The 20,430-nt window shown below is 69.6% G+C and carries 17 protein-coding genes; 3 read left to right on the top strand and 14 right to left on the bottom strand.

Going from position 1 to position 20,430, the window contains the following annotated elements; translation table 11 throughout:
- The first annotated feature begins 29 nt into the window (after positions 1–29).
- Entirely contained in the window at positions 30–1,460 is a 1,431-nt protein-coding gene (gene pyk / locus ACFU9P_RS14970; RefSeq protein ID WP_376371750.1) for a pyruvate kinase, read from the top strand.
- 148 nt (positions 1,461–1,608) lie between these two features.
- Here the strand turns inward: pyk and ACFU9P_RS14965 are convergent, their stop codons facing one another.
- Together ACFU9P_RS14965 and ACFU9P_RS14960 are read right to left on the bottom strand one after the other, a co-directional pair.
- Entirely contained in the window at positions 1,609–2,604 is a 996-nt protein-coding gene (locus ACFU9P_RS14965; RefSeq protein ID WP_384080483.1) for a GNAT family N-acetyltransferase, read from the bottom strand.
- Positions 2,605–2,943: 339 nt separating this feature from the next.
- Positions 2,944–3,789, bottom strand: a complete 846-nt coding sequence (locus ACFU9P_RS14960; RefSeq protein WP_384080481.1) for a helix-turn-helix transcriptional regulator — start codon at positions 3,787–3,789, stop codon at positions 2,944–2,946.
- A 185-nt stretch (positions 3,790–3,974) separates the two neighbouring features.
- Here ACFU9P_RS14960 and ACFU9P_RS14955 point away from each other — a divergent pair, with 185 nt between their 5' ends.
- Complete coding sequence (locus ACFU9P_RS14955) at positions 3,975–5,417, top strand: aldehyde dehydrogenase family protein (protein ID WP_384080479.1); 1,443 nt, start codon at positions 3,975–3,977, stop codon at positions 5,415–5,417.
- A gap of 172 nt (positions 5,418–5,589) precedes the next feature.
- On the opposite strand, the gene ACFU9P_RS14950 is transcribed toward ACFU9P_RS14955, so the two are convergent.
- The 10 genes from ACFU9P_RS14950 to ACFU9P_RS14905 all read right to left on the bottom strand — a co-directional run bounded on the left by ACFU9P_RS14950 (position 5,590) and on the right by ACFU9P_RS14905 (position 15,101).
- Positions 5,590–6,918, bottom strand: coding sequence for a hypothetical protein (locus ACFU9P_RS14950; RefSeq protein ID WP_384080476.1), 1,329 nt, complete (start codon positions 6,916–6,918; stop codon positions 5,590–5,592).
- Positions 6,908–7,453, bottom strand: coding sequence for a DUF6114 domain-containing protein (locus ACFU9P_RS14945; protein ID WP_376371764.1), 546 nt, complete (start codon positions 7,451–7,453; stop codon positions 6,908–6,910). Before ACFU9P_RS14945 ends, ACFU9P_RS14950 begins: the two co-directional genes overlap by 11 nt.
- Positions 7,454–7,620: 167 nt before the next feature.
- Complete coding sequence (locus ACFU9P_RS14940; protein ID WP_384080473.1) at positions 7,621–8,259, bottom strand: DUF6230 family protein; 639 nt, start codon at positions 8,257–8,259, stop codon at positions 7,621–7,623.
- 593 nt (positions 8,260–8,852) lie between these two features.
- Positions 8,853–9,824 carry a tetratricopeptide repeat protein gene (locus ACFU9P_RS14935; protein WP_376371769.1) on the bottom strand — a complete coding sequence of 324 codons (972 nt, stop codon included), beginning with the start codon at positions 9,822–9,824 and terminating at the stop codon, positions 8,853–8,855.
- Between the two features lie 153 nt (positions 9,825–9,977).
- Positions 9,978–10,910: an ABC transporter permease gene (locus ACFU9P_RS14930; RefSeq protein WP_384080470.1), complete on the bottom strand. Its 933-nt coding sequence runs from the start codon at positions 10,908–10,910 to the stop codon at positions 9,978–9,980.
- Positions 10,870–11,829 (bottom strand): ABC transporter ATP-binding protein, encoded by a 960-nt coding sequence (locus ACFU9P_RS14925; protein WP_384080464.1) that lies wholly within the window; start codon positions 11,827–11,829, stop codon positions 10,870–10,872. The genes ACFU9P_RS14930 and ACFU9P_RS14925 overlap by 41 nt, the downstream gene beginning before the upstream one ends.
- Entirely contained in the window at positions 11,826–12,281 is a 456-nt protein-coding gene (locus ACFU9P_RS14920; protein WP_384080461.1) for a MarR family winged helix-turn-helix transcriptional regulator, read from the bottom strand. Before ACFU9P_RS14920 ends, ACFU9P_RS14925 begins: the two co-directional genes overlap by 4 nt.
- A 128-nt stretch (positions 12,282–12,409) precedes the next feature.
- Positions 12,410–14,110, bottom strand: coding sequence for a methylmalonyl-CoA mutase (locus ACFU9P_RS14915; RefSeq protein ID WP_384080458.1), 1,701 nt, complete (start codon positions 14,108–14,110; stop codon positions 12,410–12,412).
- Positions 14,111–14,188: 78 nt separating this feature from the next.
- The gene (locus ACFU9P_RS14910) at positions 14,189–14,515 is read right to left on the bottom strand and encodes a DUF3817 domain-containing protein (RefSeq protein ID WP_376371784.1); all 327 of its coding nucleotides are present in this window, start codon (positions 14,513–14,515) and stop codon (positions 14,189–14,191) included.
- A gap of 79 nt (positions 14,516–14,594) precedes the next feature.
- The gene (locus ACFU9P_RS14905) at positions 14,595–15,101 is read right to left on the bottom strand and encodes a MarR family winged helix-turn-helix transcriptional regulator (protein ID WP_384080455.1); all 507 of its coding nucleotides are present in this window, start codon (positions 15,099–15,101) and stop codon (positions 14,595–14,597) included.
- A 182-nt stretch (positions 15,102–15,283) separates the two neighbouring features.
- Between ACFU9P_RS14905 and ACFU9P_RS14900 the strand changes: the two genes are divergently transcribed.
- Positions 15,284–16,345 carry a glycoside hydrolase family 6 protein gene (locus ACFU9P_RS14900; RefSeq protein WP_384080452.1) on the top strand — a complete coding sequence of 354 codons (1,062 nt, stop codon included), beginning with the start codon at positions 15,284–15,286 and terminating at the stop codon, positions 16,343–16,345.
- Positions 16,346–16,361: 16 nt separating this feature from the next.
- On the opposite strand, the gene ACFU9P_RS14895 is transcribed toward ACFU9P_RS14900, so the two are convergent.
- Both ACFU9P_RS14895 and ACFU9P_RS14890 read right to left on the bottom strand, forming a co-directional pair.
- The gene (locus ACFU9P_RS14895) at positions 16,362–18,335 is read right to left on the bottom strand and encodes a galactose oxidase-like domain-containing protein (RefSeq protein ID WP_384080449.1); all 1,974 of its coding nucleotides are present in this window, start codon (positions 18,333–18,335) and stop codon (positions 16,362–16,364) included.
- Between the two features lie 78 nt (positions 18,336–18,413).
- Positions 18,414–20,411, bottom strand: coding sequence for a glycosyltransferase family 2 protein (locus tag ACFU9P_RS14890; protein ID WP_384080446.1), 1,998 nt, complete (start codon positions 20,409–20,411; stop codon positions 18,414–18,416).
- Between the last annotated feature and the right edge of the window lie 19 nt (positions 20,412–20,430).

Raw genomic sequence — 20,430 nt, 5'->3', positions numbered from 1 at the left:
CATGGAAACAAACCGATAGGATCCGCCTTATGCGCCGTTCCAAAATCGTCTGCACACTGGGCCCCGCCGTCGACTCGTACGAGCAGTTGAAATCGCTCATCGAGGCCGGAATGAATGTGGCCCGCCTGAATATGAGCCACGGGAGCCACCCGGAGCACGAGGAGCGGTACAACCGCGTCCGCAAGGCCGCGGCCGACACCGGCCACGCGGTGGCCGTGATGGTCGACCTCCAGGGCCCCAAGATCCGGCTGGAGACCTTCGCCGAGGGACCGGTCGAGCTGGTGCGCGGTGACGAGTTCACCATCACCACCGAGGATGTCGCCGGCGACAAGTCCATCTGCGGCACCACTTACAAGGGTCTGCCCGGCGATGTCGTCAAGGGCGACCAGATCCTGATCAACGACGGCAATGTCGAGCTGCGGGTCGTCGAGGTCGAAGGACCCCGGGTCAAGTCCGTGGTGGTCGAGGGCGGGGTGATCTCCGACCACAAGGGGATCAACCTGCCGGGCGCGGCGGTGAACGTACCCGCGCTGTCCGACAAGGACGTCGAGGACCTGCGCTTCGGTCTGCGGATGGGGTGCGACATGATCGCGCTCTCTTTTGTGCGTGACGCGCACGACGTGGTCGATGTGCACAAGATCATGGACGAGGAGGGGCGCCGGGTCCCGATCATCGCCAAGGTCGAGAAGCCGCAGGCGGTCGCCAACATGGACGCCGTCGTCGCGGCGTTCGACGCGATCATGGTGGCCCGTGGCGACCTGGCCGTCGAGTACCCGCTCGAAAAGGTCCCGATGGTGCAGAAGCGGCTCATCGAGCTGTGCCGCCGCAACGCCAAGCCGGTGATCGTGGCCACCCAGATGATGGAGTCGATGATCACCAACTCCCGCCCCACGCGCGCCGAGGCGTCCGATGTCGCCAACGCGATCCTGGACGGCGCCGACGCGGTGATGCTCTCCGCCGAGTCGTCGGTGGGCGCGTATCCCGTCGAGACGGTCAGGACGATGTCGAAGATCGTGGTCGCGGCGGAGGAGGAGCTGCTCTCCAAGGGCCTCCAGCCGCTGGTCCCGGGCAAGAAGCCGCGTACGCAGGGCGGTTCGGTGGCCCGCGCGGCCTGCGAGATCGCCGACTTCCTGGGCGGCAAGGCCCTGATCGCCTTCACCCAGTCCGGCGACACGGCCCGCCGCCTCTCCCGCTACCGCGCGGCCCAGCCGATCCTGGCCTTCACGACGGACGAGTCCACCCGTAACCAGCTCGCCCTGAGCTGGGGCGTCGAGTCCTTCATCGTGCCCTGGGTGACCAGCACGGACGCGATGGTCGACCTGGTCGACGAGGAGGTCCTGAAGCTCCAGCGCTACTCCGAGGGCGACGCCATGATCATCACCGCGGGCTCCCCTCCCGGCGTCCCGGGCACCACGAACATGGTCCGAGTCCACCACCTGGGCGGCGACGACCGCGCCTGACGCGTCCGCCCGTACCCCCGCCCCCACTTCGGCCCGCCGGCTCCCGGCGGGCCGTTCCGCTGGGCGCTCACAGTTTCCTGCCGACGCCGCGACCGGCCCGAGGCCACCGCGCTGGTCACCCCGCCCCCGCGGTCCTGCGTCAGCCGGTCTACCGCGCGACCAGCACGCCCAGCATCGCCAGCCAGCACAGCGCCACCAGAATCGGCAGCAGCGCCATGATGAGACCGGTGGGCGACGACTTCAGCCACCCGCTGCCGCTCTCGCCCACTCTCCGCGCCACAATCCGATGCCCGCCGTGCCAGGCCATGTACTCCTCTAGTTCCATGACCGCCTGCTTGCGGGCCTGCAGGTAGCGGCGGCCGAAGCGCAGCATCTGGGAGAAGGCCACCGAGGCGCCCAAGCCGATGACGCAGAGGACGATCGCCAGCCTGCGGGACAGCGGCTCCGGCTCAGCGCTGCCCTCGCCCAGCGAGAACGCCGTCGCCGCCGCCAGGCCCGCGGTGATGTAGAAGAAGTTGTTGAGCTTGTGCCAATTGGTCGTGTCCTCGTGTTTGTAGAGGTCCACGGCAACCGGGTACTGCACATGCAGCATCGCCTCACGAGCCCTGCGCCGCACCCACACCGTGCGCCGCCTGCCGTCGGGGGGTGTGAGGCTGGTCAGCTCCTCGAACCCGAGCTTCCGGTGGAAGAGCGTGGATGCCTCATTGGGCGGGTCGGACACGACTGCGGCGATCACCGGACTGATGGTCCACTGCTCCAGCACATGTTGGTACAGCCGTGAGCCGACACCCAGGCGGGCCGCTTCCCGCTCCACGCACACCTGCTTGATGACCAGGAAACTGCCAAGGGTCGTCTTGATGTGATAGTTCAGCCACTCGTCGGGCTCGATGCGCCGGTCGCTGTACGCGAGCAGGAAGCCGACCACGTTTCCGCCCTTGCGCGCCACGTAGAAGTGCTCGGCCGTAGCGAGCCGGGCCCTGTAGGTGTCGACGGTGTAGTTCGAGACGAGGAACCCGTCGCGGGTCGCCGTGGACGGGTCGGCGCTGTCCAGGCCGCGGGACGCGGCGATTTCGGCGATGCGCGCCACATCCGCCTCGACGGCTCGGACGATCTCGATGTGATCGCTCCCTACGGCCTCGGCCATATCGCTCCCCCATCGCGATGGTTGCGCACAACTTATCGTCAGAGTAAGGACGTTGACGCGCGAGAGCGCGCCGGCCATCACCCCGAGCCGCTGGATACGGCCGGATTGCGCCCGTGCGCACCCCTCCCCGGCCCCTTCGTTTCCCGAAGAACCAACGTGATCAGTTCGGGCTGCCCGCGCCTTCACGCCGTGTCGACCTGGGAGGACACCACCAGTGCGAGAAATGGAGGTTCGGGCGAACCGACGGGATTTCGCGCAAGAGGCCGTAGATTCACGTTTCCTGAAGGGGGCTCAAAGGCGAACCTGCGGGCGATGCAGCCATATCCGGGAGTGGCGGTGTCAGGCCGGGTTCTTGGTGAGGTTCGCCAGGTGGTGGAGCTTTGCTTCGCTTTCGGTGCCTGGGGGTGCTGTGAAGACCAGGAGGGTTTGGGGGTGGTCGGGGTCCAGGAGGGATTGGCCGTGGAGGTGGAGGGGGCCCAGCTGGGGGTGCTGGATGTGTTTGGGCGGGCAGGTGGGGCCCGCTACCGGGTGGTCGCGCCAGACCCTGGCGAATTCCGGGCTGGCGGTCAGCAGGGTGTCGATGAGGGCGGGCGCCCGGGGGTCGTCCGGTTCGCGGGTGGCGGCCGCGCGGAGATGGGCGGCGATCGTACGGCTGTGGCGGGCGTGGTCGGCCTCGGGGTGGATCAGACGAGAGGCCGGGTCGGTGAACCAGCGGTAGGCCAGGCTACGCGCCATCCCCGTATGGCGGCTGTCGTCGCCGGTGAGCGCGACCGCGAGGCGGTTCTGTACGAGGGTCTCGCCGAGGTAGTTCATCACCTGGGCCGGGGTGTCCGCCAGCCGCTCGAAGATCCGGAGCATGCCCGGGGCGATCTCGTCGCCGGTGGGGATCCGGTGGGGCGGGGCATGGCCGGCCAGCCGGAAGAGATGGTCGCGCTCGTCCGGGGAGAGGCGCAGGGCGCGGGCGAGGGCGGTGAGCATCTGCTGGGAGGGGTGCGGGCCGCGGCGCTGCTCGATTCGGCTGTAGTAGTCGGTCGACATACTGCTCAGCGCGGCGACCTCCTCGCGGCGCAGACCGCCGGTACGGCGTGACCGCCACCCCCGGGGCAGGCCGACGTCCTCGGGCTGCAGGGCGGCCCGGCGGGTGCGCAGGAAGTCGGCGAGTTCGGCCCGGTTCACCTGGCTCATACGGCCACGCTCCTCTCGGTGCGGGTCTGACGAGTCCTCCGCACTCCGTACCGTCAAGCGTCGCAGACGCCTCGGACAACCTCCCGGAGCGGTCCGCAGACGCCCCGGACAACCCGCCGGAGTGGTCCGTATCACCGGACCGGCTGTCCCTGGCTGCTCCCCCGCCGCCTTGCCACGCTGGCGCCATGAACAGCATGAGCAGCAACAGCGGTACGAACGCATGGGACGGAACCCACTGGATCGGCGGTACGGCCGTCCCCGGCGGCCCCCACTCCATCGACGTGGTGAACCCGGCCACCGGCGCGGTCGTCGCCTCCCTGCCGGCCGGCACCCCCGCCGATGCCGACCGCGCCGTCGCCGCCGCGGCGGCCGCCTTCCCCGCCTGGGCCGCCACGGATCCCGTCCGGCGCGCGGAGATCCTGGGGCGTGTCGCCGAGGGGCTCCAGAAGCGCGCCGAGGAGATCGCGGGCACCATCACCGCCGAGATGGGCGCGCCGATCCAGCTCTCCCGCTTCGCCCAGGCCGGGCTGCCGGTCGCGGTGACCGCCGCCTTCGCCGGGCTCGCCGCGGACTTCCCCTGGACCGAGGAGATCGGGCACTCGCTGGTCGTGCGCGAGCCGGTCGGGGTCGTCGGGGCCATCACGCCGTGGAACTTCCCGCTCCAGCAGACCGCGACCAAAGTGGTGCCCGCCCTGCTGGCCGGGAACACCGTGGTCCTCAAGCCCTCCGAACTGGCGCCCCTGAGCGCGCGGATCCTCGCCGAAGTGGCCGCGGAGGCGGGGCTGCCGGCCGGTGTGCTCAATGTCGTGCACGGCACCGGGCCGGTCGTCGGCGAGGCGATCGCCGCGCACCCCGGCGTCGACATGGTGTCCTTCACCGGCTCCACCCGGGCCGGCAAGCGCGTCTCGGTGGTCGCGGCGGACACGGTCAAGCGGGTCGCGCTGGAGCTGGGCGGCAAGTCCGCCAATGTCATCCTGGACGACGCCGACCTCGCCCGGGCCGTCACCCTCGGGGTCACCAACGCCTGGATCAACAGCGGCCAGGTCTGCGGCGCCTGGAGCCGGATGCTGGTCCCGGCCTCGCGCCACGACGAGGCCGTCGAACTGGCCGTCGCCGCCGCGGCCGGGTACACGGTCGGCGACCCGGCCGACGAGAGCACCCGGATCGGCCCGCTGGTCTCCGAGACCCAACGGCAGCGGGTCACCGGCTATATCGAACGGGGCATCGCGGACGGCGCCACGCTCGCGGTCGGCGGGCCCGGCCGGATCGAGGGGCTGGAGTCCGGCGCGTACGTACGGCCGACGGTCTTCGCCAATGTCGACCCGGACTCCGTGATCGCGCAGGAGGAGATCTTCGGGCCGGTGCTGGCGGTGATCCCGTACGCCGACGAGGACCGGGCGGTCGAGATCGCCAACAGTACGGTGTACGGACTGAACGGCGCGGTGTTCGGCGAGCGGGAGCACGCGCTGGCCGTCGCCCGGCGGCTGCGGGCCGGTCAGATCGATGTGAACGGCGCCGAGTTCAACCCGCTGGCACCGTTCGGCGGGTACAAGCAGTCCGGCAACGGGCGCGAGATGGGCCGCTTCGGGCTGGAGGAGTTCCTGGAGGTCAAGTCCATCCAGCGGTGAGGATCCAGCCGGTGAGGATCGAGTCGGTAAGAACCCAGGCGGTGAGGGCCGTCCCGTACGGCCAAAGCGTCCCCGTACCGCAGAGGCGTCCCCGTACCGCCGCCGTACCGGGAAGGACACACCCCGGCCCGCACCCCTGGAATCGGTCATCAGGGGTGCGGGCCGCGCATGCTCAGTCCGTCATGTAGTTCTGGAGGCCGGGAACCGTGAGCGTGCCGCCGAACTGGCCTGCCTGGGTCACCTTGACGTCCGTGAAGAAGGCGAACGGTACGTTCAGCGGAGGCGGCGTCTGCGGGCTGAAGGTGATCGGGATGAGCCCGAAGAGGTTCCCCTTCAACTCCTCGGTGTACATCGTCACTTCGCCGTCGCGGATCGTGGACGTGGAGCCTTCGCGGGCCTTCACATGCGCCGTCTTGCCCTGGGGGTAGACCACAAGCTGGTGCAGGTCCCTGATGTCCACGGACGACGCCGTGAACTTCAGCACCTTCTTCGTGCCGAGGCTGGTCCTCACCTCGACGATGCCGTGGTAGTCGAGACCGCGCAGCGTCAGCAGCGAACTGTCCAGGATCCAGGGGTCGTCGGGCAGCAGCGGGATGCCCTCTTCCTCCTTGGCCGCGGCGAGGGCCTCGGGGTCGGGGGTGGGGCAGGGGAAGGGCTCCTTGCCGCCCGCGCCCGCCGGGATGTCGTCGTCCGCGTGGGCGTCGAGGCCCTTGGCGCTGTCGTCGAGTTCCTCGACGGTGACTCCGGCCTTCCTGGCCGCCTCTTTGATCGCCTCTTTCGTCCCGTCGACGGCGCCGCCGACCGCGCCGCCGACCGCGTCACTCGCCGAGCCGGCCTGCTCGGGCTTCTGCGTGGAATTGCCGGACGGTTCGGCGGACGGCTTCCGCGCAGGCGCGGCGGACGCGGCGGACGACGAGCTGGGTGCCGGGCTGTGCGGCTCGTCCTGGTTGTCATTCTCGGCGGCAACCTTGTCCCGTACGCCGAGGATGCCGCCCAGCACATCGCCAAGGCCCAGCGGGTCCAGCGGGTTCTTGGACTTCGTGGGAGTCGGAGTCGGGGTCGGCGTCGGGGGACGGCTCGGATCGCCCGGCCCCTCCGACGGCCCGGGACCGGGTCCCTCCGAAGGCCCGGGCCCCGGCGCCCCCGCGCTCTCCGACGCGGACGGCGACTCCCCCGGCGCCGGCGACTCCGACTCCGAGGCCGACTCGGACTGCGACGCGGAAGGCGACGGCGACTCCGACGCGTCCGGATCGTCCGAGCGCGTCACACACGGCCCCGGCGCGAACGGGATGTCCTTGCTGTCGTCGGCCAGCGCGAGTCTGGGCGTGAGCCCCATGCCCACGAAGACCGCCGTCGGCATGGCCGCCAGCGCGATCGCCTTGCCGGCGGGTATGTGCAGCTTGGTCAGGAGCGACTTCCTGGGGGCCGCGTGGCGCGGCCCTCTCCTCTCCCGGGATTCCTCGCCCCCGGCCGCGATCCGCTGCGCTTCGTCACCCCGCACTGTTCCTCCCGCCGTTGGCTTGTGCAGTCGTTTCCGTCACGTTCGGGTCCTCCCCGTCGCGCGGTACGGGAAAGGGGTCACCGGCCCTGTCGGACTCCGGTGACAGGTGGGGGGTGTGATCGTGCTCGGCGGCCGGCCGGGGCGGTTTGCCGGGTGCCCAGGAGATGGAGAGCGCGCCGCCGATCAGGGCGAACAGGAAGCCCAGCAGAAAACCGCCGATGTTGGACACCGGGATCGACACCAGCGCCAGCAGGATGGCGGCGACACCGGCGAAGACTCTGACGATGCTGTGGAACCACATCGTCAGGCCCAGGGTCACCAGCAGTACGCCGATAATCAGCGAACCCGCCCCGGCCGTGGTGGACATGGCCAGGGTGAGATTGCCGAGGTGGAGCTGGGCGTACGGGAAGTAGGCGATCGGCAGACCACCGAGAAGGGTGAACAGGCCCGCCCAGAACGGCCGGGTCCCGCGCCAGACGCGGAACCGAAGCCGCCAGTAGGTGAATCCGCGGGAACCTGTGGACTCGGCGCTCATGGAAAACAGCTCCCTGGAAAGCGAGGTGCGGGATGCAGTGGGGCGAGAGGGGCAGAAGCAGAAAACAGACAGCGGAACGAGCGGGGGCCGGACGGGCCGAACAGTCGCAGGGCCGGTCCCGGGGAGGGAACGGTCCTAGGACCGCGCGGCCCGCCCGAGGCGAATGCCTAGTAGCACTCGTACTTCTTGGGGTCACCGACCTTGAGCCGGAGGCTCAGGTCCGGGAGCTTGAACGTGCCCGCAGTGGTGGCCCAGGCCGTCTGCCGCACATTGGTGAGTACGGCTTCATCGGCCTGCTGGGCAAAGCCGTTCGGATTCACCTTCGTATCCGGCTGGGTACCGGGCGACTGGTTCGCACCGGCCGCGACACCGATGTCGATGTTCTTGAACTCGGCGTCGGCGTCCAGGGATTCGACATCGAGGTACAGGTTCTGCGCCTTGATGTCGGTGCCCTTGTTGCCCGCGGTCAGTACCAGCGTCACGCTCGTGTTGAGCAGCGGCAGCGGGGTGACCACGGACTGGCACATGTTGGTGATCTCGGCCGTCTTGAACCCGGAGACGGCCACCGGATGGGTGGCCTTGTTGCCTTCGAGGTCCGTGCCCTCGGCGACACCGCCGTACTGGACAAAGTCGTGGCCGACCAGTTGATCGGCCTTCACCTTGAAGCTCTGGCCGGACACGCTGAACGATGCCGCGAGCGCCCCCTGTGCCAGAGCGACACCTATCGCGGCCGTCGCGGCCACGCTGGGCACCATGACCACAGCGAACCGCTTCCATCTGGTCCCGCCACGAACTTGGGACTCCATGAATTTCCTCCTTCTCGGACGTACATCTCCGGATCGGGTTGGAGCCCGTCCTGGGATGGGAGAAGTGCTACGTCCTCGGGAAGGAGAGCGCCTGTGCCGGGGGCGCCAACCGCGCCCGTAACCACCGGCGATCACCCCCGAGCGACAACCACTGGCCACGCCTTCGCGCAACCTCTGGACAGGCCCTGCCGGAAGGCAGGAACCCCCCTGTCCGGTCCGGCGGCCGCAGCCACCGGTCCGCTCGGTGGGGACCCAGGACCGACGGCGCGACTGGTTGCCGTGCTGGTGCGGAATTGGACCGAGCGTCGCCGATCGTGGTCCATTCACGCCCGGGGCACAAGGGGGTTCGTTACTGGCTAGTAACGGCCTGATAACCAGCGGGCGACCCGGTGACATCGGGCGGCCACACAGGGTGTCCCCTGGTGGCGCGCCAGAAGCGGCGAATGTCCCTCATAGCCGGACAGAAGAGGGGCGCCGACTTACTGCGAGTAACAGCGGCCACTTTTACCAAGTTTTGGTAAAGCGCGGCCGCTGTTGGCATATTCCTGCGGTTGCCGGAACCACGGTTCCGAAATAGTAGCGGCCCGACGCGGTCAGAAGAGCACGCGCGCCAGCGCCGAACGCGCCGCCGTCACCCGGGGATCGTCCCCGCCGATCACCTCGAACAGCTTCAGCAGCCGTACGCGGGCCGCCTCCCGCTCGTCACCGGAGGTCCGGCGTACGGTCTCGACCAGACGGCCGAAGGCGTCCTCCACATGCCCGCCGACCAGATCGAGATCGGCCGCGGCGATCTGCGCCTCGACGTCCTCGGGACGCTCCGCCGCGTCCTTCCGTACCTTCGTCTGGTCCATCGCCCGTACCCGGCCGAGCAGTTCGGCCTGGGCGAGGCCCAGCTTGGCCTCCGTGTTGCCGGGGTCGTCGGCGAGCACATTGCGGTACGCCTGGGCCGCGCCGGCGAAGTCGTCGGCGTCCAGCGCCCGTACGGCCGCCTCAAGCAGCGCGTCGTACGGACCGGCCGGAACGGCGGCCTGCGCCGGGGCCCCGTCCTGAGCATCGGGGTCGACCGCGATACCGGTGAGCCCGAAGCGCTCCTCGCCCACCTGGATCAACTGATCCAGGGTCGCCCGGATCTGGGCCTCCGGCGCGGCGCCCTGGAAGAGCGGCAGCGCCTGCCCCGCCACCACCGCGAAGACCGCCGGGATGCCCTGGATCCCGAACTGCTGCATAAGCATCTGATTGGCGTCGACATCGATCTTGGCGAGGACGAACCGGCCGTTGTACTCCCGCGCCAGCCGCTCCAGCACCGGGCTGAGCTGTTTGCACGGCTCGCACCACTCGGCCCAGAAGTCGATGACGACCGGGACCTCCGTGGAGCGCTGGAGGACATCGCGCTCGAAGCCCGCCTCATCGACGTCGATCACCAGACTGGACGGGGGGACGGCACCGGTGCCCCCCTGGCGGGCCGCCTCGGCACGGGCCTGCTCCGCCTTCGCCTTGGCCTCGTTGGCCGCCTTCACCGCGGCGAGGTCGACGACGCCGCTCATGGACATGTTCCTAGGCTGCATGAGTACATCCTCCCCCTTCGGCGCGCACTTCAGAAAAACGGCCACGGGCCCGTACGGACATGCGCCGTGCATATGTGGGGCCTGCGCCGGGCCCGTACGGACATACGTTACGCCGTGTAGCCGACCGTGGCGGCCCGTACTCAGGGCCCGTACTCAGCGCGCCAGGCGGCCCAGCAGCGACGAGGCCGCCATGATGCCCACGACCGCCGCGAACACCAGCACGCCGTAGTCCAGCAGCAGATGGGACGGCGTCCCGAGCAACAGGCCGCGCAGGGCGTCCACTTGGTAGCTCAGCGGATTGATCTTGCTGATCACCTGGAGCCAGTCGGGCATCACCGCCACCGGATAGAGCGCGTTCGACGCGAAGAAGAGCGGCATGGTGATGGCCTGGCCGATACCCATCAGCCGGTCACGGGTCAGTACGATCCCCGCGATCGTCATCGACAGGCACGAGAAGAAGGCCGAGCCGAGGACCACCGCGACCGCGACGCCGAGCAGCTTCAGCGGATTCCAGGTGAGCCCCACGCCCAGAGCCGCGGCTATGAGGATCACCACGACGGCCTGGATCAGCGCCTTCACCCCGGAGGCGAAGGCCTTGCCGCTGATCAGGGCGGCTCTCGGGGTCGGGGTGACCAGGAGTTTGGTGAGGATGCCCGCGTCCCGCTCCCAGATGATCATGATTCCGTAGAAGATCGCGATGAACATCGCGGACTGCGCGATGATCCCGGGCGCGAGGAAGTCGATGTACGGGATGCCGCCCGTGGGGATCGCCTTGATACGGGTGAAGGTCTCGCCGAAGATCAGCAGCCAGAGCGCGGGCTGGATGGCCCGGGTGTACAGCTCGGTCCGGTCGTGGCGCAGTTTCTGCAGCTCGACCGCGCACATCGCCATGACCCGGGCGGGCAGGACCCGCCAGCCGGTGCGGGCAGGCGGCGGCTTGAGCAGCAGGTCGAGACGGGTGAGATCGGGTCCGGTGCCGTTGCCGGTGCCTGTGCCCCTGCTGGTGCCTGAGCCGACGGCCTTGGTGCCCTTGGCACCCTCACCCTCAGCCGACCCGGGACGCTGTGCGGCGCGTGTTCCTGACATCGCGGAAGTCCCCTCCTTCCTCTTCCAGACCCCGGCCCGCGACATCGCGGAAAACGTCCTCCAGCGTCGGCGCGGTCTCGCCCGCCGCCTCGCCGCCGGCGGCGAGGCGCCGCTCGCGCAGCTCGGTCCGCAGCTCGTCGGGGGTGCCGAGCGCGTGGATCCGGCCGCGGTGCATCAGGGCGACGCGGTCGCAGTACTGCTCGGCCTCGTCCATGTAGTGCGTGGTCACCAGGACGGTCATGCCCGTGGCGTTCCGTACGGCGTTGATGTGCTCCCAGACGCTGGTACGGGCGATCGGGTCGAGCCCGATCGTCGGCTCGTCGAGCATCAGCAGCCTGGGCGCGCTGACCAGGGCCTGCGCGAGTTCGAGGCGGCGGATCATGCCGCCGGAGTACGTCTTGGCCAGCCGGTCAGCGGCGCCGGTCAGGTCGACGGCCTCCAGCGCCTGGGCGACCCGCTCGGCGCGTTCGCGGCGGGAGACGTCGAAGACGCGCGCGAACAGGGTCACATTCTCCCGGCCGGTCAGCGCGGCATCGGCGGAGAGCTGCTGCGGTACGTACCCCAGCAGCCGGCGTACGGCCATCCTCTCCCTCGCCGCGTCGTGCCCGAAGACCCGCACCATGCCCGCGGGGACGGGCAGCAGCGTGGTGATACAGCGGATCGCGGTCGTCTTCCCGGCGCCGTTCGGGCCGAGCAGGCCGAAGACCTCGCCCGCGCGGACGGAGAGGTCGAGTCCGGAGACGGCTTTGGTGTCGCCGAAGGAGTACTCCAGCCCGCGGAGGCTCACGGCTTCGGCCTCAGCCGCGCGTGCCGTATCGGTGCCGCCGGCCGGGTCCGTGGTACCGGACGCGTCGGTGGGGGCGGACAGGTCTGTGGCGCCGGCCGGCTCCCCCGTACCGGCAGTGGCTCGGTCGCTCATACGCGCTCCACTTCCTCGTGCATGTTCTGGGCGAGCCTGCGCAGCGCCGGAAGGGCCGCGGCCAGGGCCGCGCGGTCCTCGTCCGACAGATGCGCCACCTGTTCGCGCATCAGCGCCGAGCGGCGGGCCTCCCAGTCCGCCAGCCGCTCCAGGGCCGCCGGAGTGGGCAGCAGACGCGCGGACCGGCGGTCGGACGGATCGGTCTCCCGGCGCAGATAGCCGAGCTGGCCGAGCTGGTTGACCAGGGTGGAGACCGAGTTCCCGGCGAGATACAGCTCCTTGGCCGCCTCCGACACCCGGATCCCCGGCCGCGCCGCGACCAGCCGCAGCAGATCGAGCTGCGCGCCTCGCAGCGGCGGTGCGGTCAGCCCGTCGCGCAGCCGCCGCCGGACCATCCGATGGACTCCCGCCAGCACAGTGGCGAGCGTGTCGGGAAACGCCTCCGTGGTCATACCATCACTTTATCTCTCACTCAGAGGTATCTGCCAAGAGGAGCCCACCGCAAAAACAGGTCAAGAAAAAGGCCGACGGCCGCTCCCGGATCAGGAGCGGCCGCCAGGCGCGATTCGAACCGAAGCCCTCAGAACCCGGGCGGCTCCGTGTAGATCCCCCACTCGTCCCGCAGTACGCCGCAGATCTCGCCCAGCGTCGCCTCCGCCCGTACCGCCTCCAGCATCGGCTCGATCATGTTCGAGCCGTCGCGCGCCGCGGCCAGCATGCCCTCCAGGGCCGTACGCACCCGGGCCTCGTCGCGGGCGCCCCTGCGCTCCGCCAGCACCCGGACCTGGTCGCGCTCGACCTCATGGCTGACCCGCAGGATCTCCAGATCGCCGGTGACCGACCCGTGGTGGACATTGACGCCGACGACCCGCTTGTCGCCCTTCTCCAGCGACCGCTGGTACTGGAACGCGGACTCGGCGATCTCGCCGGTGAACCAGCCGTCCTCGATCCCGCGCAGGATGCCGGAGGTCATGGGGCCGATCGGGTGACGCCCGTCCGGGTGGGCCAGCAGCCCGCGCTCCTTGATCCGGTCGAAGATCTTCTCGGCGTCGGCCTCGATACGGTCGGTGAGCTGCTCGACGTACCAGGAACCGCCCAGCGGGTCGGCCACATTGGCCACGCCCGTCTCCTCCATCAGCACCTGCTGCGTACGGAGCGCGATCTCGGCGGCCTGTTCGCTCGGCAGGGCGAGGGTCTCGTCCAGCGCGTTGGTGTGCAGCGAGTTCGTACCGCCCAGCACCGCCGACAGCGCCTCCACGGCCGTCCGTACGACGTTGTTGTACGGCTGCTGCGCGGTGAGCGAGACGCCCGCGGTCTGGGTGTGGAAGCGCAGCCACTGCGCCTTGTCGGTGCGCGCCCCGTACACGTCCTTCATCCAGCGCGCCCAGATCCGGCGGGCCGCGCGGAACTTGGCGATCTCCTCGAAGAAGTCGAGATGCGCGTCGAAGAAGAAGGAGAGCCCGGGCGCGAAGGTGTCCACGTCCAGACCGCGGCTGAGCCCCAGCTCCACATAGCCGAAGCCGTCCGCGAGCGTGTACGCCAGCTCCTGCGCGGCCGTCGAGCCCGCCTCGCGGATGTGGTAGCCGGAGACGGAGAGGGGTTTGTACGCGGGGATGGAGCGGGCGCAGTGCTCCATGAGGTCGCCGATCAGCCGGAGGTGGGGCTCGGGCTGGAAGAGCCACTCCTTCTGGGCGATGTACTCCTTGAAGATGTCGGTCTGGAGCGTGCCGTTGAGCACGGCCGGGTCGACGCCCTGGCGCTCGGCAGCGACGAGATACATGCAGAAGACCGGGACGGCCGGGCCGCTGATCGTCATCGAGGTGGTGACATCGCCGAGCGGGATGTCGCCGAAGAGGATCTCCATGTCCGCGGCGGAGTCGATGGCGACCCCGCAGTGGCCGACCTCGCCGAGCGAGCGCGGGTCGTCGGAGTCGCGGCCCATGAGCGTCGGCATGTCGAAGGCAACGGAGAGGCCGCCGCCGCCCGCGGCCAGGATCATCTTGTAGCGCTCGTTCGTCTGCTGCGCGTTGCCGAAGCCGGCGAACTGGCGGATGGTCCAGGTCCTGCCGCGGTAGCCGGTCGGATGGAGGCCGCGGGTGAAGGGGTACTCGCCGGGCCAGCCGATCCGCTCGAATCCGTCGTACGTGTCGCCGGGCCGGGGCCCGTAGACCGGCTCCACGGGGTCCCCGGAGAGCGTGGTGAAGTCGGCGTCGCGCTTGCGAGCCTTGTCATAGCGGGCCTGCCAGCGCTGGCGGCCCGCCTCGATCGCGTCGGCGTCCATGCAGTCAAATTTACTAGGACGTCCAACTATCTGTCGATGGCAACCGCCCACGCATTCGAGAGCGCGGGCGGGGAGGTGCTACGCCTTGGCGAGGGCCGGGTCACTCTCAGCGATGTGCGCCTTGACCTCGCGGGTGACCCTCGGCTCGACGAAGAACGACGCGACCGGGATGCAGCCGGCGGCCAGCACCCACAGCAGCTTCCCGAACGGCCACTTCATCTTGGAGCCCAGATCGAAGGCGAAGATCACATAGATGATGAAGAGCACACCGTGGATCTGGGAGATCAGCATCGTGTCGCCGGTGTCGAACCCGTACTTCAGGATGATCGCGACGGTGAAGACCAGCAGCCATACGGCGGTGACGTACGCCATCACCCGGTAGCGGGACAGCACGCTTTGTTTCATGCCGACGAGCGTAACGGGGCGCGACAGCCGATCTTCCGGCACCCCATGACCCGCTCAGCGACCCACCCGGCGCGGCCCGCTACTCCTCGAAGTCCTGCGCCGCCACCCGCAGCGGCCGCAGCATCGCGAAGATCTCCGCGCACTCCTCGGCGTCGTACGCCCCGAGCCCGAACTCCATCTCCATCAGATCGCGGGTGGCGGCCTCCACCACCTCGCGCCCCTTGTCCGTGATGGAGGCGAGGGTGCCGCGGCCGTCGTTGGGATTGGGCCGCTTGTCGACCAGACCCGCGGTCACCAGCCGGTCCACGGTGTTGGTGACCGAGGTCGGGTGGACCATCAGCCGCTCACCGATCTTGGACATCGGCAGCTCGCCCTCCTTGGAGAAGGTGAGCAGCACCAGCGCCTCGTACCGGGCGAAGGTCAGCCCGTACGGCTTGACCACCGAGTCGACCCCGGCGAGCAGGATCTGCTGCGCGCGCATGATCGAGGTGATCGCGCCCATGGCGGGTACGGGACCCCAGCGCTGCCGCCAGTGTTCGTCGGCGCGTGCGATGGGATCGAACGGAAGATTGAGCGGCTTCGGCACGGCATCGACCTTACCCACTGGTCACATAGCGGTCAGCCCTGTCTCGCCCTTCGGTCCGGCCGTTCCGACGGGGCGGGCCGCACGGTGTCGCAGCACCATGAGATTAGCCCGCTATGTAACGATTATCCGGTCTTGTCTACCCCAGTAGCCGTATCCCGGCAGTCGTCGTCCGAGGGGGCTGTATGTCCGGCCGCAGGCCGCACCGCTCGTACTCACTCACCGCCGCCTTCTCCGCCTTCGTCACCACCGTCCTCGCGCTGACGGCCGCGGCCTGCGGAACCTCCTCCTCCGAGTCCCCGCGCACCGCCGCGAAGAGCGGCGCCGCCGAGGAGAGCGGCGAGGTCCAGGGCGAGGCCGCCCCCATCGCCGCGTCGCCCTTCTGGATCGACCCGGAGAGCGACGCGGCCCGCCAGGTCCGGCAGTGGGAGAAGGAGGGCCGCAAGGACGACGCGAAGGCGCTGCGGCTGATCTCGGAGCGGGCGGTGGCGGAATGGCCGGCCGGTGACGATCCCGTACCGGAGATCGCCAGAGCGGTACGGGGAGCCGCCGGCAAGCGGACCGCGGTCTTCGTCGCGTACAACATCCCGCACCGGGACTGCGGGATGTACTCGGCGGGCGGCGCCCGGGACGCGGCGGCCTACCGCGCCTGGATCGACGCCTTCGCCGGCGCGATCGGCAAGGCCCCGGCCATCGTGATCCTGGAGCCCGACGCCGTACCGCACCTCGTGGACGGCTGTACCCCGGCGCAGTACCACGACGAGCGGTACGGACTGCTCGCCCAGGCGATCGGCCGGCTGAAGAAGCAGCCGAAGACCAAGGTCTACCTGGACGCGGGCAACCCGCACTGGATCGCCGACCCCACCCGGCTGACGGCCCCCCTCAAACGCGCCGGAGTCGCCGCGGCCGACGGCTTCTCGCTCAATGTCTCCAACTTCCAGACGAACGACGCCGTCAAAACCTTCGGCACCCGCCTCTCCGGCCTCCTCGGCGACGCCCACTTCACGGTCGACACCAGCCGCAACGGCGCGGGCCCGCTCTCCGGCCAGGGCGACGAGGCCTGGTGCAACCCCCCGGGCCGCGCCCTCGGCACCCCGCCCACCACCGACACCGGCAACGAACTCCTCGACGCCTACCTCTGGATCAAACGCCCCGGCGACTCCGACGGCCCCTGCCGAGGCGGCCCCCCGGCAGGCACCTGGTGGCCCGACTACGCCCTGGGCCTGGCCCGCAAGGCGAAAGCCTGACCGCCACAGGGCCCGGCTACTCCACCAGGAGCCACTTCGCCTCCGACGGGGTGCCTTCCTTGTCCGTGACGAAGAGCATGTACCAGCCCGCGGGGACCAGGGTGCGGTCCTTCGGGGTTTCTATGGTCACCGTGTCCTTCGTTCTGGTGAGTTTCAGTTCGATCGAGCGCTGTTCGACGTCCGTTGTGTGGGTGACGGCGCTGGGGCGCATCAGGCGGGCCTTGGTGATGCGGTCCGGGTGTGCCGTGCGGAAGGTGGCGCGGCCGTGGGCGTCGGTACGGCGGGGGCCGTCGGCCAGGGCCGGGCGGTTCTCGTCGGAGGCGCGGGCGCCCTGGAGGTAGGGCGGGGTGTAGATCTCGATGCGCTGCTCGAAGGTGCCCAGCTTGGTGTTGTCGGCGTCGTCGAAGAGCGGGTCCGAGCCGAAGGTGGCCACGCGCCCGTCGGGGAGCAGGAGCGCCTCCGAGTGGTAGTTGCGGCCCACGGTGGGGTCGGCGGCGCGGCGGAAGGAGTTGGTGGCCGGGTCGTAGAACTGCGCCCTGAGGATGTCGCTGGCGCTGCGGCCGCGGTAGTCGGAGGAGCCGCCGGTGGTGAACACCGTGTCGTCCGGGAGCAGCACACTGCTCAGATAGCGCGTGCCCTGCGGCAGCCGGGGCCCCTCACGGAACGCCGGGCTCTCCTCGCTCAGGTCGATGATCGCCGTACGCGAGGTGGACTTGGACGACTCGCCGACGCCCCCGCCGCCCAGCAGCATCACCCGCTGGCGCTGGACCGGCGCGAGCATCAGCGAGGCCGACGTCTCGGTCTGGTCGCCGTCCATAAGACCGTCGATGCCGGTGAAGGTGTTCTTCCTGAGGTCCCAGATCCCGGGCTTGCGGCCCTTCTCGGCGGGTCCGTACCCCGCGTTGGAGCCGGAGTAGAAGAGCTTGCCGCCCTTGGTCAGAAAGAGCGCGGGATACGTCGGGAAGTAGCGGGTGGGGCCCTTGGACCACTTCTTGGTCTTCGGGTCGTACACCTCGTTGTCCCCGGTGAGTACGGCGCCGACGTCGTCCAGCCCGGAGACGGCCAGCACCTTGCCGTCCTCCAGGCCGACGAGGGTCGGGTACCAGCGGGCCTCCTTCATCGGGTCCACCCGGATGTACTTCTCGGCCGTGGGGTCGAATTCGTACGCCGATCTGATGCCCTGGAAGTCCTGCTTCTCCGTGGTGAGTTTCTGCGCCAGGCCGTAGAGGTTGGCGGCGTCCTTGCCCTTGAGGCCGAGGATCTCGTACTGCGCGGCCTGGGTGGTCAGCGCCTGCGGGCCTTCCTTGACCGCCTCCACGAAGACCCGTGCCTCGCCGGCGGTGACCTTGGTGCGCCAGGGCTGCATCCGGTCGCCCTTGCCGTATCCGGCCTGGAGCTGCTTCTTGGCCCTCGGCACGGTCACATCGGCGGTGCTGACGTACTCGACGCCCGACGGGGAGCGGAAGCGGGTGCCCTTCTTGAAGGTGTACGACCGGTCCGGGTTCTCGTTCTTGACGCGCATACCGCCGCCGGCCCGCCGTATCCCGCCGTCGAGCACCTCGTACCGCGCCGTGCCGCCCGCCACCAGCAGCCGTCCGTCCGGGAGCTGGGAGTGGCCGGAGCAGAAGAAGTCCTCCGGGGTGGGGATCTTCTTGAACGTGTTGTCGGCCGGATTCCACAGGACCGTGTCGAACGAGCCCGCGTCGAACTTCTTCTGGTTGTTGCCGGATCCGGCGATGAGCAGCACCTTGCCGGTGTGCAACAGGGCCGCGTGGATGGCGTTCGTACGGTACTCAGGGGGGACGTCGAGCAGTGCCCAGGAGCCGTACTGCCGCTTGTAGCCCGGCTGGGAGATCTTGTACGCGTGGTAGGTCTCCTGGGCGAAGGAGACGGCGGCGGGGGCGTTGAGGCCGGTGAGCAGGACCAGGGCCCCGCCGCCCAGCAGGGTCTTCTTGAACTTCTTCGTCGGTCGGTACGCGTGGGAGGTCATGGGTCGGTTCCCTCCGGTCGTCGGTCACATGCCCCCGGTCGCCGGTCTGTCGCCGCTCGTCGCCGGTCGGTCGCCTCGTCAGTTCCCGCTGGTCGTCGCGAGTGCCGGCTCGGGCTCCTCGCCCGGCTCGGAGGCGGGCACGGTGACGGTCCCGCTCGGCGCCGCGGCCTTACGGCGAACCTCCGCGCGCCAGGTGGTCCAGCCCCAGACGGCGACGGGCGCGAGCGCGATGGCGAGAGCCAGCAGGGCCCAGGTGCGCATCGCCGCGTGCGTGTGGTCCAGGAACACGGACGCGATCAGCGAGGCGACCAGCAGACCGGCCCAGTAGAGATGCAGCCGGAAGGTCATCAGCCGGTCGGGGCTGGCGCTGCCGCCCTTGGGGGTGACGACGAAGCTGCCGCGGGTGCGGATCACGGCCGAGCCGAGCGACCGGAGGTAGATCGGCGCGGAGAGCGCGGACATCGCCATCCCGGCCAGCCCGCCCGAGCCCTCTGGCTCGTGGGGGGAGACGTTGTGGCGCCGGTTCCAGAGGTAGAGGCCGATCTGGAGGGCGGCGGCGTCGCTGTACAGCATCAGCAGGACCGCCGAGGAGACCTGGGTGCCGGAGGCGCCGAGCCAGAGGAACAGGACGCAGCTCAGAATGCCCAGCAGCCAGTTGACCGCGGTCATCGGGTAGTAGACGAGCATCAGCGTGTAGCTGAGCAGCCGGCCCGGCGGCATCCGGAAGGGCGCCTTCCAGTACTGCGTGAAGAGCGTCTCGTACGTCCCCCGGGACCAGCGGAGCTGCTGGGTGAAGAAGTCGGTCCAGGAGGCCGGGCCCTCGCCGACGGCGAGTACGTCGGGGGTGTAGACGGAGCGCCAGTAGCGGCCGGTACGGGGGTTGAGCCTGCGGTGCAGTTCGAAGCCCGTGGCCATGTCCTCGGTGATCGAGTCGTACAGACCGCCGATCTGCTTGACCGCGCTGATCCGTACGACATTGTTGGTGCCGACGAACATCGGTGCGTGGTAGCGGTTTCCGGCGCGCTGGATCAGCGCGTGGAAGAGGAACTGCTGCGACTCGGCGGCCTTGGTGACCGGTGAGGTGTAGTTGCCGTACACCTGGGGGCCCACGACGAAGGCCACATCCGGATCGCGGAAGTAACCCATCATCCGCTCCAGGTAGTTGGGGAGCGGTATGTGGTCGGTGTCGACGGAGGCGAAGAAGTCGTACTCGTCGCCGTGCATCGCGATCCACGCGTTGTAGTTGCCGTGTTTGGTACGTGCCTTGTGCGCGCCCTTCTGCTGATTCCACTCCGGCACCCCGTTCCGGGTGAAGTGACGGACACCCAGCTCCTCGCAGAGCGCCCTGGCCTCGCTGTCGTCGCCCTCGTCGAGCAGCCATACGTCGAGCGGGCCGCAGTGGCGCAGCCGTACCGCTCCTTCGAGCGTGCCGCGCGCCATGGACAGCGGCTCCTTGCCCGGTACGTACGTGGTGAGGAACGCGACCCTGGTACCCGCCTCCGCGGGCACGGGTATGGGGTCCCTGGCGACCATCGTGGCGTGGGCGACCGAGGTGACGTTGACGAGCATGAACAGGGAGATCAGCCCGATCGAGCCGAGCATCACCTGGTCGAAGGCGACCAGCCAGCGCTCGCCGCCCTCGCGCCGGGTCCGGTGGGTGGGCCAGACCAGATAGACGAGGAGGGCGCCGGAGAGCACCGGGGCGAGGGCCATCAGCAGGACCGCGCGTATCCGGTGGGGTTCACGGGCGAGCAGACTGCGGTAGCGCACGCGGTACGCGAGGCTGGTGTCCGGTCCGCCCGGCCTTTCCGGCCCCACCGGCTCCGTCAGGGGACCGGCGAGGCTGCTGTAGAAGTCGTAGTCGTAGCCGTCGGAGTCGTCGGGGTTGGAGTCGTAGCCGTCGGACCGCACGGTGCCTCCAGAGGTCGCGAGGTCGATATCCCCACAGAACGGGATATCGACCGGCGTGTCGACCGGGGGTCGTCCGTGCGGGCGGTTCGGGGCCGGGGCGTTACCGCGTACGGGCGCGGGCGGTGGCGCGTACCCCTGGCGGGGCCGCAGACTCGGAGGGCCCATGCCTGGCGCTCGCCGGGCC

This window comes from Streptomyces sp. NPDC057617 (assembly GCF_042800555.1).
Taxonomy (GTDB): domain Bacteria; phylum Actinomycetota; class Actinomycetes; order Streptomycetales; family Streptomycetaceae; genus Streptomyces.
Note: the sequence above shows the minus strand (reverse complement) of the source record. Positions and strands in the feature narration are given on the sequence as shown.